Source organism: Nocardia sp. NPDC058519 (genome assembly GCF_042719755.1).
Lineage (GTDB): Bacteria > Actinomycetota > Actinomycetes > Mycobacteriales > Mycobacteriaceae > Nocardia.
This window is the reverse complement of record NZ_JBHXNK010000031.1, coordinates 1-13806: the sequence shown is the minus strand read 5'-3', so window position 1 is coordinate 13806 and position 13806 is coordinate 1. Positions and strand designations below refer to the sequence as shown.

Sequence of the window (13806 nt, the reverse complement as noted above, 5' to 3'; positions counted from 1 at the left end):
GTGCTCGTCTTGTCATGCCTGACAACTCGCCCAGACTGTATTGGTCCAAGACCGTGGGAATCAATCGTTCCGCCGGTATCGCGGGGGTACGTCATGGATTGTTCATTATTTCCCGACCGCAGCTTCTGTGTGGAACCCTGGGAGGGTGAACTGTTCTGCGCCCGTCCACAACTGAAAGGCGCCACCATGGAGATCGTCAAACGCCCCGCGCCGCCGACCGGTATCCGGCGCCTGCTGTTCCGGGCCCCGATCCGTCTGTACCGACTCCGGCTCGGCTGGGTCTTCGGGGATCGGCTGCTCCTGTTGAACCACAGGGGACGCGTCTCGGGCAAGCAGCGCCAGGTCGTGCTCGAGGTCGTCGAGCACGACCGGACCGACGGCAGCTACGTGGTGTGCTCGGGCTTCGGCCCCGAAGCCGCCTGGTACCAGAACATCCTCGCCGCGCCCGAGACCAGCATCCGAGCCGGCGTGCGCACGATCCCGGTCACCGCCCGTCCGCTCGGCACGGACGAAGGCGGTGACTTCATGGCCCGCTACGCCCCTCGTCACCCCGGTGCGGCCCGGAAACTCGTGCGCTTCATGGGCTTTGCCACCGACGGCTCCCAGGAGGACTACCGCGAGGTCGGGCGGCACCTGCCCTTCGTCCGCCTGTCGCCGCGCTGAATCAGAACCCCGCTTCGTCGAGATCCATCACGGCGAGGTCGGTGCCGGAGATGACGGCTCGCTCCGCGGTCAGGTGCGGCAGAACGGTGGTCGCGAAGAACGACGCGACGATGATCTTGCCCCGGTAGAAGGCGGCGTCGGTGGTCTCGTCGGCATCGAGTGCGGCCAAGGCGATTTCGGCGGCGACGAGCAGACGCCATGCCACCAGCAGGTCGCCGACGACGAGCAGGAATCGGACCGCGTTGAGGCCGATCCGGTAGAGCTCGGACGGCTGTTCGGCCGCGGCGAGCAGGTGTGTGGTGAGGTCGCCCGCGATCTCCTGCACATCCTCGAGTGCGTGGGCGAGCAGGATCTTCTCGCCCTTGAGCCGTCCACCGTCGGCATGGGAGTGGGCGGTGGCGCGCACCTGATCGAGCAGATGGGTCAGCGCCACGCCGCGATCGCGGGCGATCTTGCGGAAGAAGAAATCCTGCGCCTGGATGGCGGTGGTGCCCTCGTAGAGAGAGTCGATCTTGGCGTCGCGGATGTACTGCTCGATCGGATAGTCCTGCAGAAACCCGGATCCGCCGAAGGTCTGCAGCGATTCGGTGAGGTACTGGTAGGCGCGTTCGGAGCCGACGCCCTTGACGATCGGCAGCAGCAGATCGTTGACGCGGGCCGCGATGTTCTCGTCGGCGCCGGAGAGGTGGCGGGCGACCGACGGGTCCTGATGGCCCGCAGTGTAGAGGTAGATCGAGCGCAGGCCCTCGGCGTAAGCCTTCTGCATCATCAGCGACCGGCGGACATCGGCGTGGTGGATGATGCTCACCTTGGGCGCCGCCTTGTCCGCACCCTGCGCCAGGTCGGAACCCTGAATCCGGGATTTCGCGTACTCGAGGGCATTGAGATAGCCGGTGGACAACGTGGCGATGGCCTTGGTACCCACCATCATTCGCGCTTCCTCGATCACCTCGAACATCTGCGCGATGCCGTTGTGGATCTCGCCGACGAGGTATCCGACGGCGGGCCCACCGTCGCCGCCGAAGGTCAGTTCGCAGGTCGCCGAGGCCTTCAAGCCCATCTTGTGCTCGACATTGGTGACCAGGACACCGTTGCGCTCGCCGAGTTCGCCGGTGTGATCATCGAAGTGGTACTTGGGGACGATGAACAGACTCAGGCCCTTGGTGCCCGGTCGAGCACCCTCGGGGCGGGCCAGCACGACGTGGACGATGTTCTCGAACAGGTCGTCGGAGTCGGCGGAGGTGATGAACCGCTTGACACCCTCGATGTGCCAGGAACCGTCTTCCTGTTCGACGGCCTTGGTGCGGCCGGCGCCGACATCGGATCCGGCGTCGGGTTCGGTCAGCACCATCGTCGCGCCCCAGTTGCGCTCGACGATGTGGGTGGCCCAGCGCTGCTGCTGCTCGGTGCCGATGCGCGTGAGGATATCGGCCATCCCCGGGCCGGTCAGGTACATGTAGGCCGCGGGCTGGGCGCCGAGTAGCAGTTCGCTGATCGCCCAGCCGAGCATCGACGGCGCGGGCACGCCACCGATCTGCTCGCTCTTGGCGACGCGCCACCAGCCCGCGTCCTGCCAGGCCCGCACCGACTTCTTGAACGGTTCGGGCAGCTGGACGGAGTGGGTCTGCGGGGTGAACACCGGTGGGGTGCGGTCGGTTTCGGCGAAGGAATCGGCGACCGGGCCTTCGGCCAGCCGCGCCGCCTCGGTCAGCATCGTCCGCACCGTATCGCCGTCGAGGTCACCGAAGGCGCCCGCATCGAGAACGGCGTCGAGGCCGAACACCTCGAACAGGTTGAACTGCAGATCGCGAACGTTGCTCTTGTAGTGGCCCACGGCCCTCACCTCTCGACGGGAAGCACGACACATGCCGCGGAGCCATGATGTCGCAGCAGATCCGCTCGTGCAAACTAAGTAACGCGCCGATAAGGGGCTTTGAAGGGCATTTATAGCGCTTGAACTGGCTCGATTGCTTCTACCAATTCTGCAAGTCACTCATCACAAAGTTCTGGCGGTATTTCGGCAAGGGCGATCCGTTCGCCGAGGACGAACAGCAGGTCGGGCAGGTCGGCGCGGCGGGCGAGTCGCGGGTTGAGAACCGTGTCGGTGAGCACGGTGGTGATGGTGTGGATCAGCACCCGCGCGGTGGCCATCGACAGCTCGGGACGGATGGTCTGCAACAGACGGGCCCAGCCGATATTGCCCTCGCGGTGGATCTGGCGATACCGGGCCGCCGCGTCGTCGGGCAGGTGCCCGATCTCGCTGAAAGCCGTGCTCACCAGGTCGGTCTGGTCGATGGCGAATCGAATGTAGTACCGCAACGCCAGGCGTAGCGATGCCTGCGGGTCCCTTGCCTCGGTGCGAGCACGCTGGGTGAAGATCTCGATCCACTGGCTGTTGCGGTCCATGATCTCGGTGAGCAGGTGGGTCTTGCCTGCGAAATGGTGATACAGCGCGGGACCGCTGACGCCGACCGCGGCGCCGATGTCCTCGATACTCACCGCGCCGAAACCACGCTCGCTGAACAACCGGGCGGCGGCGATGATCATCTGTTCCCCGCGCGGGTCGTGCGCGGACTGGATTCTCGCTTCGTCGGCACCGGCGCGGTCGAGCAGGGGCAGCGCTTCGCTGCCGCCGAACGGGATACCGATGACGGCATCCACCACACCGCCGAGTACCTGGGCGAACCGGTCCGCGGGCAGCTGGGTGCGGTGGTTGGACGTGCTCGTCACCGCCGACAGCACGATCCAGCTGAGTGCTTCGTGATCCGCGGTGCTCAGGTCGGGTCGGCGGGCCCGGATGCCCTGCCGGATGAGCATGGTCAGGCGAACCGCGCGGCTCAGGACGCCGACCCGGTCGGCCTCGGTCAGGCTGCGGAATTCGAGCTGCCACAGCCGGGTCAGCCCCCGGATCTCCAAGGCGACCCGGACCAGTTCGGCCAGCGCCGCATCGCTTTCTCGCGTGCCGCCGACCCGGTCGATGATCAAGTCGAGGCTCTCGCGCAGACAGGATCCGAGCAGGTCCTGCTTGGTGCGGAAATGCCGGTACAGCGCGGCGTGGGTGATCCCGACCGCCGAGGCGATATCGGCCATGGACGTGCGGTGATAGCCGTTCTCGGCGAAGGCGCTGGTGGCCGCCTGCAGAATGGTCGCGCGGCGATTGCGTGGCCTGCGGCGCACCGGTGGCCGCGTGACCTCGGTCCCGGGACGCGACGGTTCGGTCGTCCGGTCGGCCGCGCCGAGAATTCCCAGCAGCATGCGCAGCATGGACTCGGCGAACTCGTCGGTGGTGGTGTCGACCCACCCCATCGACCAGTCGTGCATCTGGCCGCTGAGCGCGCCCGCGAAGGCGGCGGCGGTGGGCCGGAAGTCGCGCGGCGCGATCTCCCCGCGGGCGGCGAAGTCGTCGAACAGGTCGCACAGCAGGTCGAGCCGACGTGAGCGGCACCGCGCCCGCTGGGTATCGAGGCGATCGCTGACGCCGATCACCTCGACGAAGGCGATCTTGGCGCGGCGCCGATCATCGGCGAAAGGGGCCAGATAGGCGTGGATCATCGCCGCCGATCGGTCGGTCAGCGGTTGGCCCTTGGTGCGGCCCGCCTCGCCGAGTACCTGCTGTTCGACCATGTCGTCGATGTGCAGGTACAGCTCGATCAGGAGGTCTTCGAGCGTGTCGTACTCCTGGTAGAACTGCCTGGTGGACAGGCCGGTGGCGCGGCACAGATCCACCAGGCGGGTGTGCCGGTATCCGGCGCCCGCGCCGAAGGTCTCCAGCGCGGTCTCGCACAGCCGATCCCTGCGCTCGGTGCGCCGTTCGTCGGCTGTCAGGCCCCCGTAGCGACCTGCTGACGGCGTGATTCTCGCCACCGATTCCCCGATCTCTGCCTCTGTCGTTCTGGTTCGCGCCGTGGACGCGCTCACCCGAATGTAGTCGCGATTCGACAGTTTGGATACCGCAATATTCAGACTTCGCTAGCGTCTGGAGTAGCAGGATCAAGGTCAGGTGAAGGAATCGCCGCCGAGATAATGCTTCGGCGAGGTGCCGACCGTTCGCCGGAAGGCAGCGAGAAATGCGCTGGCCGTGGCGTATCCGACGGTGTGTGCGACGCGGGAGACGGGCTGGCCGTCGGCGAGGAGTGGCAGTGCGGCCTGGAGTCGTGCGTGGGTGCGCCAGCGGTCGAAGCTCATCCCGGTGTCCTGCACGAACAAGCGCGTCATGGTGCGTCGGCTGACACCGACGGACCGGGCGTGCGCTTCGAGGCTTCGTGGATCGGCCGGGTTTTCCAGCAGGGCGTCCGCGACCGCGAGCACTCGCTCGTCGACGGGACGAGGCACGTCGATCGGGGTGGCAGGCAGCGGTTGCAGCAGGTCGAGAACGACCGCCTCGGCGCGTATCCGGTGCTCATCGGCCAATTGCTGCTGGGCGAGGTGGGCGATCAAGTGCGCCAGCAGGCCGTCGACCCGGACCGCCGTGGGTTCGGTCCATGGCACGTCGCAACGGTCCGGTTCGAAATAGAGGCTGCACAGCACGGCATCGCGGCTGGCGCCGGTCTTGTGCACGACTCCCGCGGGCAGCCACAACGCGCGAGTCGGCGGCACGACCCAATTCGCCTCTCCCACCGCGACTCCCAGTACGCCCGTGCGAGTCCAGGCCAGCTGGTGCTGCGGGTGATAGTGCTCGTGGGTCCACTGTCCGGCCGCGAGCGGGAAGCTGCCGACCACGATCGCGCCGACGCCGAGCGGGGCGGGTTCGAAAGCAGGTGCGGACATGCCACCAGGCTATGTCCTCAACACGCTATTACCTGGCCCGGTGACGTATAGCGGCCATGGATATCGCTACCTACCGTCGATGGATGACTTCGATTTCCACGATGAGATCAGCCTCACCAGGAGGCGTTGCCCGCCGCCGGGCGGTGCTGATCATGCTCTGCCTGGTCCAGTTCATGCTGAATCTCGACGACAACGTGGTGAGTGTCGCGCTGCCCACCCTGCGCGATGACCTCGGATTCGGCACCGCCGGTTTGGCGTGGGTCGTGAACGGCTACATCCTCGCCTTCGGCGGATTTCTGTTGTTGTTCGGACGGGTGGCCGATCTGCTCGGCCGGCGTCGGATATTCCTCAGTGGCGTAGCGCTTTTCGGGGTGGCGAGCGTGTTGTGTGGGCTCGCGCAGGAACCGTGGCAGTTGGTGGCGGGCCGATTCATCCAAGGAACCGGGGCCGCGATGGCGAGTCCGGCCGCACTCGCGTTGCTCACCCTGCTCTATCCGGGTGCGCGGGAACGCGCCAAGGCGATCGGCGTCTGGGGTGCGACGGCTGCGGTGGGTGCCACCTCGGGATTGGTGATCTCCGGTGCGCTCACCGAGTTCGCCTCGTGGCGATGGATCTTCCTGATCAATGTGCCGGTCGTCGTCGTGGTCTCGGTACTACTGCCACACGTGGTCGCGGAGAGCAGCAGCGATCGTCGTACGCGCATCGACCTGCCCGGCGCCGTGCTCATCACCGGCGCTCCGGTACTGCTGGTCTACGGACTGTTGCGCGCAGCCGAAACCGGTTGGGGTGAAATCGGTTCCACGGTGGCGATGCTCGCCGCCGCGCTACTGGCCGCGGCGTTCGTCGCGGTGCAGAAGCGCACCGATGAACCGCTGGTTCCGTTGTCCTTTCTGGCTTTTCGGCCACGTGCGGTGGCCAATGCCGCCATGCTGCTGTTCTCCGCGGCGTTCTACGCCATGGCCTTCCTGCTGATGCTGCACATCCAGACCGTCCTCGGCTACGAGCCGTTCACCGCCGGTCTGGCGTATCTCCCGTTCGGGGCGGGCATCCTCGCCGGGATGTGGCTGTCGTCGCGGGCGGTGAACCTGCTCGGTGCGCGTGCTGCGCTGGTGACCGGATTGCTGATCAGCGCGGCGGGTCTGCTGCTGATGACGGGCATCGACGGCCACGACGCCTACGCCCCGGGCGTGCTGCCCGCTTTGCTCGTCACCAGCCTCGGCTGCGGGATGGTGATGCCCGCCCTGACCGTCGCCGCGCTCACCGGCACCACCGGGGACAACGCTGGGATCGGCTCCGCTGTCCTCACCTCCGTCCAACAACTAGGCGGCGCAGTGGGTTTGGCCGTTCTGGTAACTCTCGCCACGCGACGCGACGACGAGCTGGGCGACTCGATCCATCATCAACAGGCCGCCTCGCAAGCGTTCTCCTACGCGCTCACCGTCGCCGCGGCCCTCGTCATCCTGGCAGCGATCCTGATCGCCACGATGCTGCGCGATCGCCGGTCGGCACCGTAGTCGGTTACCCGCCTGCCGCCTCGCGCTCGACCTGGGCAAGCGCTTCGGCTTTGATCTGCTCGAACTGCTCGCCCATCCGGGCCGCGAGCGCGGTGGCGGCCGAGAGCGGACGGACCATCACCATGAAGTCGTCGATGAGGCCGTCGTCGTCGAAGTGCAGGAAGTCGCAGCCGGTGATCTTCTTGCCGTCCACGGTCGCCTCGAAGACGAACGCGTGGTCGGGCCCGTCGGCGATTTCGCGGACGTAGCGGAAGTCCTCGAAAACGCGGATGACGGCGCGCAGGATCGCGGCGGTGATGGCCTTGCCCGGATACGGCTGGAACGCCACCGGGCTGGTGAACACCACGTTGTCGGCCAGCAGGGCCTCCACCGCGTCGGTGTCGCGGGTCTCGACGGCAGTTCGGAAGGGATGCATATCAGTACGTTAGTGCGGGGCGGGGATGCGGGACAGCCAGTTCGCGACGAGGTCGGCCACGATCGCGCCTGCCCGGTCGTTGAGGTGGATGTGGTCGGTGAGCATCGTGAGGCCGTTGCCGCCGGAGATGTCGTCCAAAGAGCGGCGGAACACGTAGTGCTGGACCGCGACTTTCATTGCCAGGCCGAAGCTGAAGGCGAACTTCGGCGTGGCGTTGCCGCGGCCGAGGTGCTCGGCGATCCGCTCGTGTACCGGCAGATAACCGACGCCCATGCGGTCGGCGATGCGCGCCTCGGCGGTGTTGTAGTCGGTGAGGGTCTGGTTGGCCGGGTCGGCCGGGTTCTCGCCCAGGGGCGTGGCTGACAGCAGCGCGATCTGGGCGGTGCTGTGGGTCTGGAGCCTGCCGATGATCGTTTCCAGGTTGGCGCGGAACCGCGCCGGTGGTATCCCGTTGCGGACGTCGTTGGTGCCGACCATGATCGCCACGGCGTCCGGGCGACAGGCCACCACCTCATCGAGCCTGCGGAGAAGATCGGTGCTGGTGTGGCCGTTGACGCCGGCGTTGACGAACTCGTACCCGCCGGGGCCGAATCGGTCGCGCAGGGCGCCGACCCAGTCGGCGCTGAGGGTGGCATGCGTGATGCTGTCGCCGAAGGCGACCATGACGGTGTGGGAGCCGGGACGGCGGCCCTTGGCGAGGAACTTCTTCGGCGCGTTGGTGGCCGGGCGCCTGAAGGCGACGTACATGAGGACGCACAGCTCCGCGGCGAGCAATGCGAGCGGGACCAGCGTGATGGTGAGGGCCATGGTGTTCTCCTGATGTGGTGAGGTGTTTCAGCGGCGATCGCGGGGGAGCGACGAGAGCCAGGTCGAGGTGAGATCGGCGACGATGGCGCCGCCTCGGTCACTCAGGTGGATGTGGTCGACGAGCAGACGTATGCCGCCGTTGCGGGCGACCTGATCCCAGCTCTGTCCGAACAGGTAGTGCCGGGTCGCCGCGGCGAGGGCGCCGACGAAACTGAAGGAGTACTCCGGCCCGGGGGCGGCGACCTGCCGGAGTACCTCGGTCATGCGCTCGTGCAGGGGGAGATAGTTCACGCCCGTGTCGGCCGCGATCTCCTCGATCACGGCGTTGTAGCCGCTGAGGGTGTGGTTGATCGGTGCGTCCAGGTCTTCGCCGAGTGGCGGCAGGGACATCAGCGCGATCCGGGCGGTGGTGCGGGTTTTGACGCGCTCGACGATCGCGCGCAGGTTCTCCCTGTACTGCTCCAGCGGGAGGCCGTCGCGGACGTCGTTGGTACCGATCAGGAGCGTGACCGCGGCGGGGCGGCACGCCACGATGTCGGCGTCGATCCGCTCGAGCAGGTCGGCGGTGGTGTTGCCGTTGATGCCCGCGTTGACGAACTGATGGCCCCGGTGCTGGGGATCGGTACGGAGTGCGCCCACCCAGTCCGCGCCGAGCGTGCCCCTGGTCATGCTGGCTCCGGCCGCGACCACGATGGGTCGGGTGTCGGATGTGCTCGCCGGCGCACAGGCGGCGGCGGGTGGGTTGTCGGCCGGGCGCAGGAAGGCGAGGTAGCCGGCGGTGCCGGTGCCCGTGAGCGCGGCAGCCAGCAGCAGGCACACGAAGACGATGATCTTTCGCTTCATGGTGAGTACCCCAGCGGTTTCATCGGAACTCCATGGTTAGTAAACACTCGCTAACTTGCCTGAATGACGTTAGTGAGCGTTTACTGACCATGTCAAGTGCTGAAGGAGGAGTGGATGGGTACCAGGGACGTGATCCTCGACGCGGCAGCCGAGGTAATGGCCGAGCAGGGTCTGGCCAACGTGACCACACGCCAGATGGCGCGGGCCGCCGGGTTCACCGAGGCGACCCTGTACAAACACTTCGCCAACAAGGCCGACCTGCTCGTCGCGGTGATGCGCGAACGGTCACCCGGCTTCGGCTGGCTCGATGAGGTGCTCCGCGACAAAGTCGGCACCGGAGACGTGGTGGGCAACCTCGCCGCTGTCGCCGAAGGGGCAATCGCCTTCTACGGCAACGGTTTCCCGCTGTTCGCCTCGATGTTCGCCGATCCGGAGACGCTGGCGACCCACAAGGCGGAGTTGGTGCGCCTCGGCGCCGGACCCCACAAGGTCAACGAGGCAGTCGCCGCATACCTGCGAGCCGAACAGCAACAGGGCCGCTTGCGACCGGACGCCGACGTTCATGCCGCGGCGGGACTCCTGCTCGGCGCGTGCTTCCAGCACGCCTTCCTCGGCCACATGTCCACACCCGGTCACCGCGACGACCGCGAAGCGGCAGCGAACTTCGCCCGCACCCTCATCGAACCGCTCGCCTCTTAGGGGCGCGCCGCCGACGTCGACACCGCAAGTTCGCCTCCGCCCGAACTCGTGTCGTTCGTTGTGCAGGCCGTAGCGGACCCGCCGGTCGGGCATTCGGTGTACGGCACGGCCGTCGAGTAGAACTGGACCATGGATCAGAGCGGACGCGATGCCGGCGACAAGCAGTCGGTGACACCAACGGCTCCGCGCAAGCGGACCGGGGGACGCTCGGCGCGTGTGCGCGAAGCGGTGCTGGCCGCGACCCTGGACCAGGTCATCGAGCACGGCATCGAGGGCTTGACCATCGGTGATGTGGCGGCGCGGGCCGGTGTCGCCGAAACGACGGTCTACCGCCGTTGGGGTACGCGCACCGCGTTGATCGCCGAGGCTGTCACCGAGCTCGCCGCTGTCGGTAACCCCACGCCGGACACCGGCACGCTCCGGGCGGATCTGCTGGTGCTCGCGGAGCAGATATCAGAGCTGATCACGCGTCCGGGAATGGCGCGTCTGGTGGGGACCACCGTGGCTCTGTCGTCGGATCCGGAGGTCGACGTCGCGCGCCGCCGGTTCTGGAACGATCGCTTCGAGCGCAGCTCCCAGGTGGTCGCGAGGGCTGTCGAGCGCGGTGAACTACCTGCGACGGTGAATCCTCGCGGAGTCCTCGAAACACTTTCCGCGCCGATATATTTCAGGTTGCTGGTCGGCGACGAGGTGATCGACGACGAGTTCATCGCTCGCTGCATCGATGACACCCTGACCCTCCACGGTCATCGGCCCTGATGCGAGCCGCTAGGTCTTGGTGGCGGGGAAGACCGGCCAGCAGTCCGTACGGACCGTCGGGTCGAAACCGGGTCCGGCGGCGATGGTGACCTTCTCGCGGTCGAGGATGCCGGAGGTCAGCAAGAAGATCGCCGCGATGTAGGTGGCCATGATCGCCAGGCCGGTGCCGGTGGCGTCCTTGTCGATCCGGCCCGCTTCACCGAGCAGGATGATGCCGTCGGAGACCAGGAACAGCAGTCCGCCGATGCCCGCACGGATGTCGGTGGCGAGTGCGGTCACCGCTGTGCCGACGAGCAGCGCCGCATAGATCGGGACAACCGGCTCGAGCGCATCGTCGAGGCCGGACCATCCGTACGCGATCATCGCGATGCCTGCGATGACGAAAGGAGCAACCAGCCAGGGTTTGCGCGCGAGCCGGCCGATGGCGCCGCGGGAGACGAAGAACCGGATGAAGCACAGGTGAGCGACCGCGAACGCAGCCATCCCGACGATGAACAGGTCATCGAACTCGAGAAGCAGATCACCGAGGAAGCAGAACACCAGCGCTGCCGCCAGTAGGCGTGGCCCCTTCTGCTCGATGACCCAGGCGAGGAGCAGGGGAGCGAGCAGGCACTTGGAGATGCTTTCCCACGGCTGCGCCCCGGCGCCGTTGAGCACGAGGTGGACCACCGCCACCACGGCGAAAGCGATGATCCAGGGACTCTTCATGGCGATCACGCTACCGCCGAGCGCCCAGAGCGAACCGTCGTTCGGTCCCGCTCAGCAGGTGCTCGCCGCCGGCTTCGCGGCGAATCGGTCGGCGAGATAGGTCAGGGCCGTCGGCAATCCCACCACGGCTTCGGTCCCGTGCTCGCCGACCGGATTCTCCACCAGTTGCACCGGAATCCCAGCGGCGCAGTATTTCCCGGCCAGCGCCCGAGCCGCACCGATCGGCGCGAACTCGTCGGCGACAGCGTGATGGAGCAGCACCGGCACGGCGGGTGTGCCCGGGCGGAACAGGGGACTGGCCATCCGCACCACCTTGCTCAGTTCTGTGTTGTTCGTGATCGATCCGGGCCAAGCCTCCAGCGCCGCCACATCGAGAAAGGGATACGCGAGAGCGGCGTTGAGCAGGCAATCGCCTTGGCTCGCGGCCAACATCGCGCGGCCGGATTCGTTGAGGTACTGGGCAACATCGGCCTCCGGATAGGACCGGTTCAGCCCCACCAGTCCCACCACAGCCGCGCCGCCGGCGATTCCGCCGTTGAAGCCGGTCATGGTGGCCTCCAGGTCCGCGACGATCCCGCCCAGCGCCACGCCGGTCAATGGCAGATCCGGGGCGTAGGCGCGGTGCGCTTGCGCTGCGATAGCGGTGGCCTGCGCCCCGCCCGAGTATCCCCACATGCCGATCGGCGCCGCCGGGTCGACAGCCGCGGGCGCGAACGCCCTGGCGGCGCGAATACCGTCAAGCACGCCGTGGGCATAACCCTCGGCACCGAACAAATCGGAGTCAGGCCCCTGATAGTCCGGCACGACCAGAGCCCAACCTTGTTGCAGTGCAAGCCGAATCACGCCGGTCTCGGAATACGCGTTGCTCGGGCCGCCGTCGATCCCACCACCCCGCAGCGCGTACGAGGGCGCGCATTTCGACCCGACACCGTCTTCGGCGACCTGGTACGACAGCAGCGGACGCGGACCGTCTCCAGTCCATTCTCCGTGCGGTACGAGAACTGTCGCGATGTAGGCACGAGGCGCCCCATGATTGTCGATCGTCTTGTACTGCACCTGCCACGCCTCCGCGGGCAGCGGCTGCAGAAACGACGCCGGTTCGACCGCCCGGGACGCGAGCACTGTCCCGTTGGCCAGCTCCGCGAGACCAGCAGGTTCGGCGTAGAACGAATCCTGTTCCGGCAGCGGCACCGCCACAGCCCAACCCGCGCACGCCGTCACCAGCGCGAAAACCGCACCGACCACCGTCGCCCGCAATGTAGCGATCTCCATGGCACCCTCCCACCCCGAGAACCTGTTCTAGTTCGCGTCCGTGAGCGTAGTGCATTCTGCACCCCAGCGGCAGGAAGTCCTGATCTAGGGGCCGGGCCACACGGCTGGCTCGCTGACCGCCATCCCCGTGTTTCAACACGTATCAGCAGTCCGTATGAACGAAGATCCGTAGTTTCTCGTTGCCGCCGTCGTGGATGACGACGTATCGTCTCGGATCCCGGTAACCCTCGACCGAGTGCTCGTTTCCGGCGTCAGTCGTCAGCGGATCGTTCATTCCCGTTGCGGCCCAGTAGGGCTTCCACGACGAGGGTGCCCCGGGAGCGAACTCCGCAAATCCGGATAGGCGCTTGAACTCGCCGAATGACCCGATCGGAATGTCGACCACGGCTGCTGAGGTCGACTCTCTGAAACGGGTGTCGTGCTGATACCACACAACATCCGCATCCTCGGGGAAGGATATTTCTGCACACGTCGACAGGTGGCTTATCTCGTCGCCCGGATCGGCGGAACATCCCCCGATCCCGACAGCAATCATGCACGCGGCGGTGTACCGGGCGACAGACTTCCCGCTGAAGTGCCTCACAGTTTCTCGACTCTTTTGAACTGCAGTCGTTCATAGCATTTCCCCTCGGCCCAACGGTAGCAGTGCAGTGAGGTGAATCGCCGAATGATCAAGTCCCACTTGGGACCCCGCGTACGCACGCGGTCTCCAGTGGGTCAAGCGTGTTTCGGTGGGTGCGAGGCGGTGGCGGCCGAGGTCGGTTCGGGGCTCGCACCCTCGGTTCGGGTGATGCCTCTCGGGAGGGACCCGTCGTGTGACTTTTTGTGGGTGCCGTATTCTGTCGGGGCAGCTGGTTCGCCGGTGGCCTGGATGTCGGGAGTCCCCGCTCGGTCGTCGGTGTCGACATCTCGCGCCGCACGGCGGCGTTTCGGGGTGGAGAGGGAACCCGGTGGGAATCCGGGGCTGTCCCGCAGCGGTGAGCAGGAACGAACACCATCAACAGCACTGGGCCTCGCATGTCCGGGAAGCGATGGTCAGTAGGTCGTCCGGGTGTTCCCGGTCGGCGCCCGCGAGTCCGAAGACCTGCCGCTGTGCCGGGCGCGCCGCGTCCGGCGGTCGTCGCCTCGTGGATCGGGTGCACACCGGTATGCTCCCGAATCGCGTTGTGCGAGTACGGGTTCGCCGTTGTGCGCCACAAGGGTGGCGTCCGTTTCTGCCATCCGACGGAGAACACATCGTGGCCAAGTCCGCTACCACCGCCAGTTCGGTGAATACCCAGTCTCTCGGTGAGCTCGATCCCGAGTTGGCCGCCGCGATGGCGGGCGAGCTCGCCCGTGAACGCGACACCCTCGAGATGA

At 66.8% G+C, this 13806-nt stretch carries 13 protein-coding genes and 1 riboswitch; of the genes, 4 read left to right on the top strand and 9 right to left on the bottom strand.

The features are described from left to right. Positions 1-186 precede the first annotated feature (186 nt). Positions 187-663, top strand: a complete 477-nt coding sequence (locus ACFWPK_RS27665; RefSeq protein WP_378920623.1) for a nitroreductase family deazaflavin-dependent oxidoreductase — start codon at positions 187-189, stop codon at positions 661-663. Between the two features lies 1 nt (position 664). Here the strand turns inward: ACFWPK_RS27665 and ACFWPK_RS27660 are convergent, their stop codons facing one another. The 3 genes from ACFWPK_RS27660 to ACFWPK_RS27650 form a co-directional block, all read right to left on the bottom strand. Further along, positions 665-2497, bottom strand: a complete 1833-nt coding sequence (locus tag ACFWPK_RS27660; protein ID WP_378920621.1) for an acyl-CoA dehydrogenase — start codon at positions 2495-2497, stop codon at positions 665-667. A gap of 155 nt (positions 2498-2652) precedes the next feature. Further along, a complete protein-coding gene (locus ACFWPK_RS27655; protein WP_378920619.1) occupies positions 2653-4527 on the bottom strand; it encodes a TetR/AcrR family transcriptional regulator in 1875 nt (624 codons plus the stop codon). Between the two features lie 132 nt (positions 4528-4659). After that, a complete protein-coding gene (locus ACFWPK_RS27650) occupies positions 4660-5430 on the bottom strand; it encodes a helix-turn-helix domain-containing protein (protein ID WP_378920618.1) in 771 nt (256 codons plus the stop codon). 83 nt (positions 5431-5513) lie between these two features. On the opposite strand from ACFWPK_RS27650, the gene ACFWPK_RS27645 reads away from it, so the two are divergent. Beyond that, entirely contained in the window at positions 5514-6944 is a 1431-nt protein-coding gene (locus ACFWPK_RS27645; RefSeq protein WP_378920616.1) for an MFS transporter, read from the top strand. A gap of 4 nt (positions 6945-6948) precedes the next feature. Here ACFWPK_RS27645 and ACFWPK_RS27640 read toward each other — a convergent pair whose 3' ends face one another. The 3 genes from ACFWPK_RS27640 to ACFWPK_RS27630 are packed head-to-tail and all read right to left on the bottom strand — an operon-like array spanning position 6949 to position 9009. Then, positions 6949-7359, bottom strand: a complete 411-nt coding sequence (locus ACFWPK_RS27640; RefSeq protein ID WP_378920614.1) for a nuclear transport factor 2 family protein — start codon at positions 7357-7359, stop codon at positions 6949-6951. Positions 7360-7368: 9 nt separating this feature from the next. Beyond that, on the bottom strand, positions 7369-8166 hold the full coding sequence (locus tag ACFWPK_RS27635) for an SGNH/GDSL hydrolase family protein (RefSeq protein ID WP_378920612.1): 798 nt from the start codon (positions 8164-8166) through the stop codon (positions 7369-7371). 27 nt (positions 8167-8193) lie between these two features. Then, complete coding sequence (locus ACFWPK_RS27630) at positions 8194-9009, bottom strand: SGNH/GDSL hydrolase family protein (protein WP_378920610.1); 816 nt, start codon at positions 9007-9009, stop codon at positions 8194-8196. A 114-nt stretch (positions 9010-9123) separates the two neighbouring features. Here ACFWPK_RS27630 and ACFWPK_RS27625 point away from each other — a divergent pair, with 114 nt between their 5' ends. After that, a complete protein-coding gene (locus tag ACFWPK_RS27625) occupies positions 9124-9708 on the top strand; it encodes a TetR/AcrR family transcriptional regulator (protein WP_378920608.1) in 585 nt (194 codons plus the stop codon). Between the two features lie 129 nt (positions 9709-9837). Then, positions 9838-10467, top strand: a complete 630-nt coding sequence (locus ACFWPK_RS27620) for a TetR/AcrR family transcriptional regulator (protein ID WP_378920606.1) — start codon at positions 9838-9840, stop codon at positions 10465-10467. Between the two features lie 9 nt (positions 10468-10476). Here the strand turns inward: ACFWPK_RS27620 and ACFWPK_RS27615 are convergent, their stop codons facing one another. The 3 genes from ACFWPK_RS27615 to ACFWPK_RS27605 all read right to left on the bottom strand — a co-directional run bounded on the left by ACFWPK_RS27615 (position 10477) and on the right by ACFWPK_RS27605 (position 13030). Continuing rightward, a complete protein-coding gene (locus ACFWPK_RS27615; protein ID WP_378920604.1) occupies positions 10477-11175 on the bottom strand; it encodes a lysoplasmalogenase in 699 nt (232 codons plus the stop codon). A 51-nt stretch (positions 11176-11226) separates the two neighbouring features. Further along, the gene (locus ACFWPK_RS27610; protein WP_378920602.1) at positions 11227-12447 is read right to left on the bottom strand and encodes a lipase family protein; all 1221 of its coding nucleotides are present in this window, start codon (positions 12445-12447) and stop codon (positions 11227-11229) included. Between the two features lie 142 nt (positions 12448-12589). Further along, positions 12590-13030: a hypothetical protein gene (locus ACFWPK_RS27605; protein WP_378920600.1), complete on the bottom strand. Its 441-nt coding sequence runs from the start codon at positions 13028-13030 to the stop codon at positions 12590-12592. A gap of 338 nt (positions 13031-13368) precedes the next feature. Then, positions 13369-13538, top strand: a riboswitch (cobalamin riboswitch). The last annotated feature ends 268 nt before the right edge of the window (positions 13539-13806 follow it).

Excerpts from the sequence above, each read along its gene's own strand:
- ACFWPK_RS27665 (WP_378920623.1), top strand. The coding sequence starts at position 187 with ATGGAGATCGTCAAACGCCCCGCGCCGCCGACCGGTATCCGGCGCCTG.
- ACFWPK_RS27650 (WP_378920618.1), bottom strand. The coding sequence starts at position 5,430 with ATGTCCGCACCTGCTTTCGAACCCGCCCCGCTCGGCGTCGGCGCGATC.
- ACFWPK_RS27645 (WP_378920616.1), top strand. The coding sequence starts at position 5,514 with ATGACTTCGATTTCCACGATGAGATCAGCCTCACCAGGAGGCGTTGCC.
- ACFWPK_RS27640 (WP_378920614.1), bottom strand. The coding sequence starts at position 7,359 with ATGCATCCCTTCCGAACTGCCGTCGAGACCCGCGACACCGACGCGGTG.
- ACFWPK_RS27635 (WP_378920612.1), bottom strand. The coding sequence starts at position 8,166 with ATGGCCCTCACCATCACGCTGGTCCCGCTCGCATTGCTCGCCGCGGAG.
- ACFWPK_RS27630 (WP_378920610.1), bottom strand. The coding sequence starts at position 9,009 with ATGAAGCGAAAGATCATCGTCTTCGTGTGCCTGCTGCTGGCTGCCGCG.
- ACFWPK_RS27625 (WP_378920608.1), top strand. The coding sequence starts at position 9,124 with ATGGGTACCAGGGACGTGATCCTCGACGCGGCAGCCGAGGTAATGGCC.
- ACFWPK_RS27620 (WP_378920606.1), top strand. The coding sequence starts at position 9,838 with ATGGATCAGAGCGGACGCGATGCCGGCGACAAGCAGTCGGTGACACCA.
- ACFWPK_RS27615 (WP_378920604.1), bottom strand. The coding sequence starts at position 11,175 with ATGAAGAGTCCCTGGATCATCGCTTTCGCCGTGGTGGCGGTGGTCCAC.
- ACFWPK_RS27610 (WP_378920602.1), bottom strand. The coding sequence starts at position 12,447 with ATGGAGATCGCTACATTGCGGGCGACGGTGGTCGGTGCGGTTTTCGCG.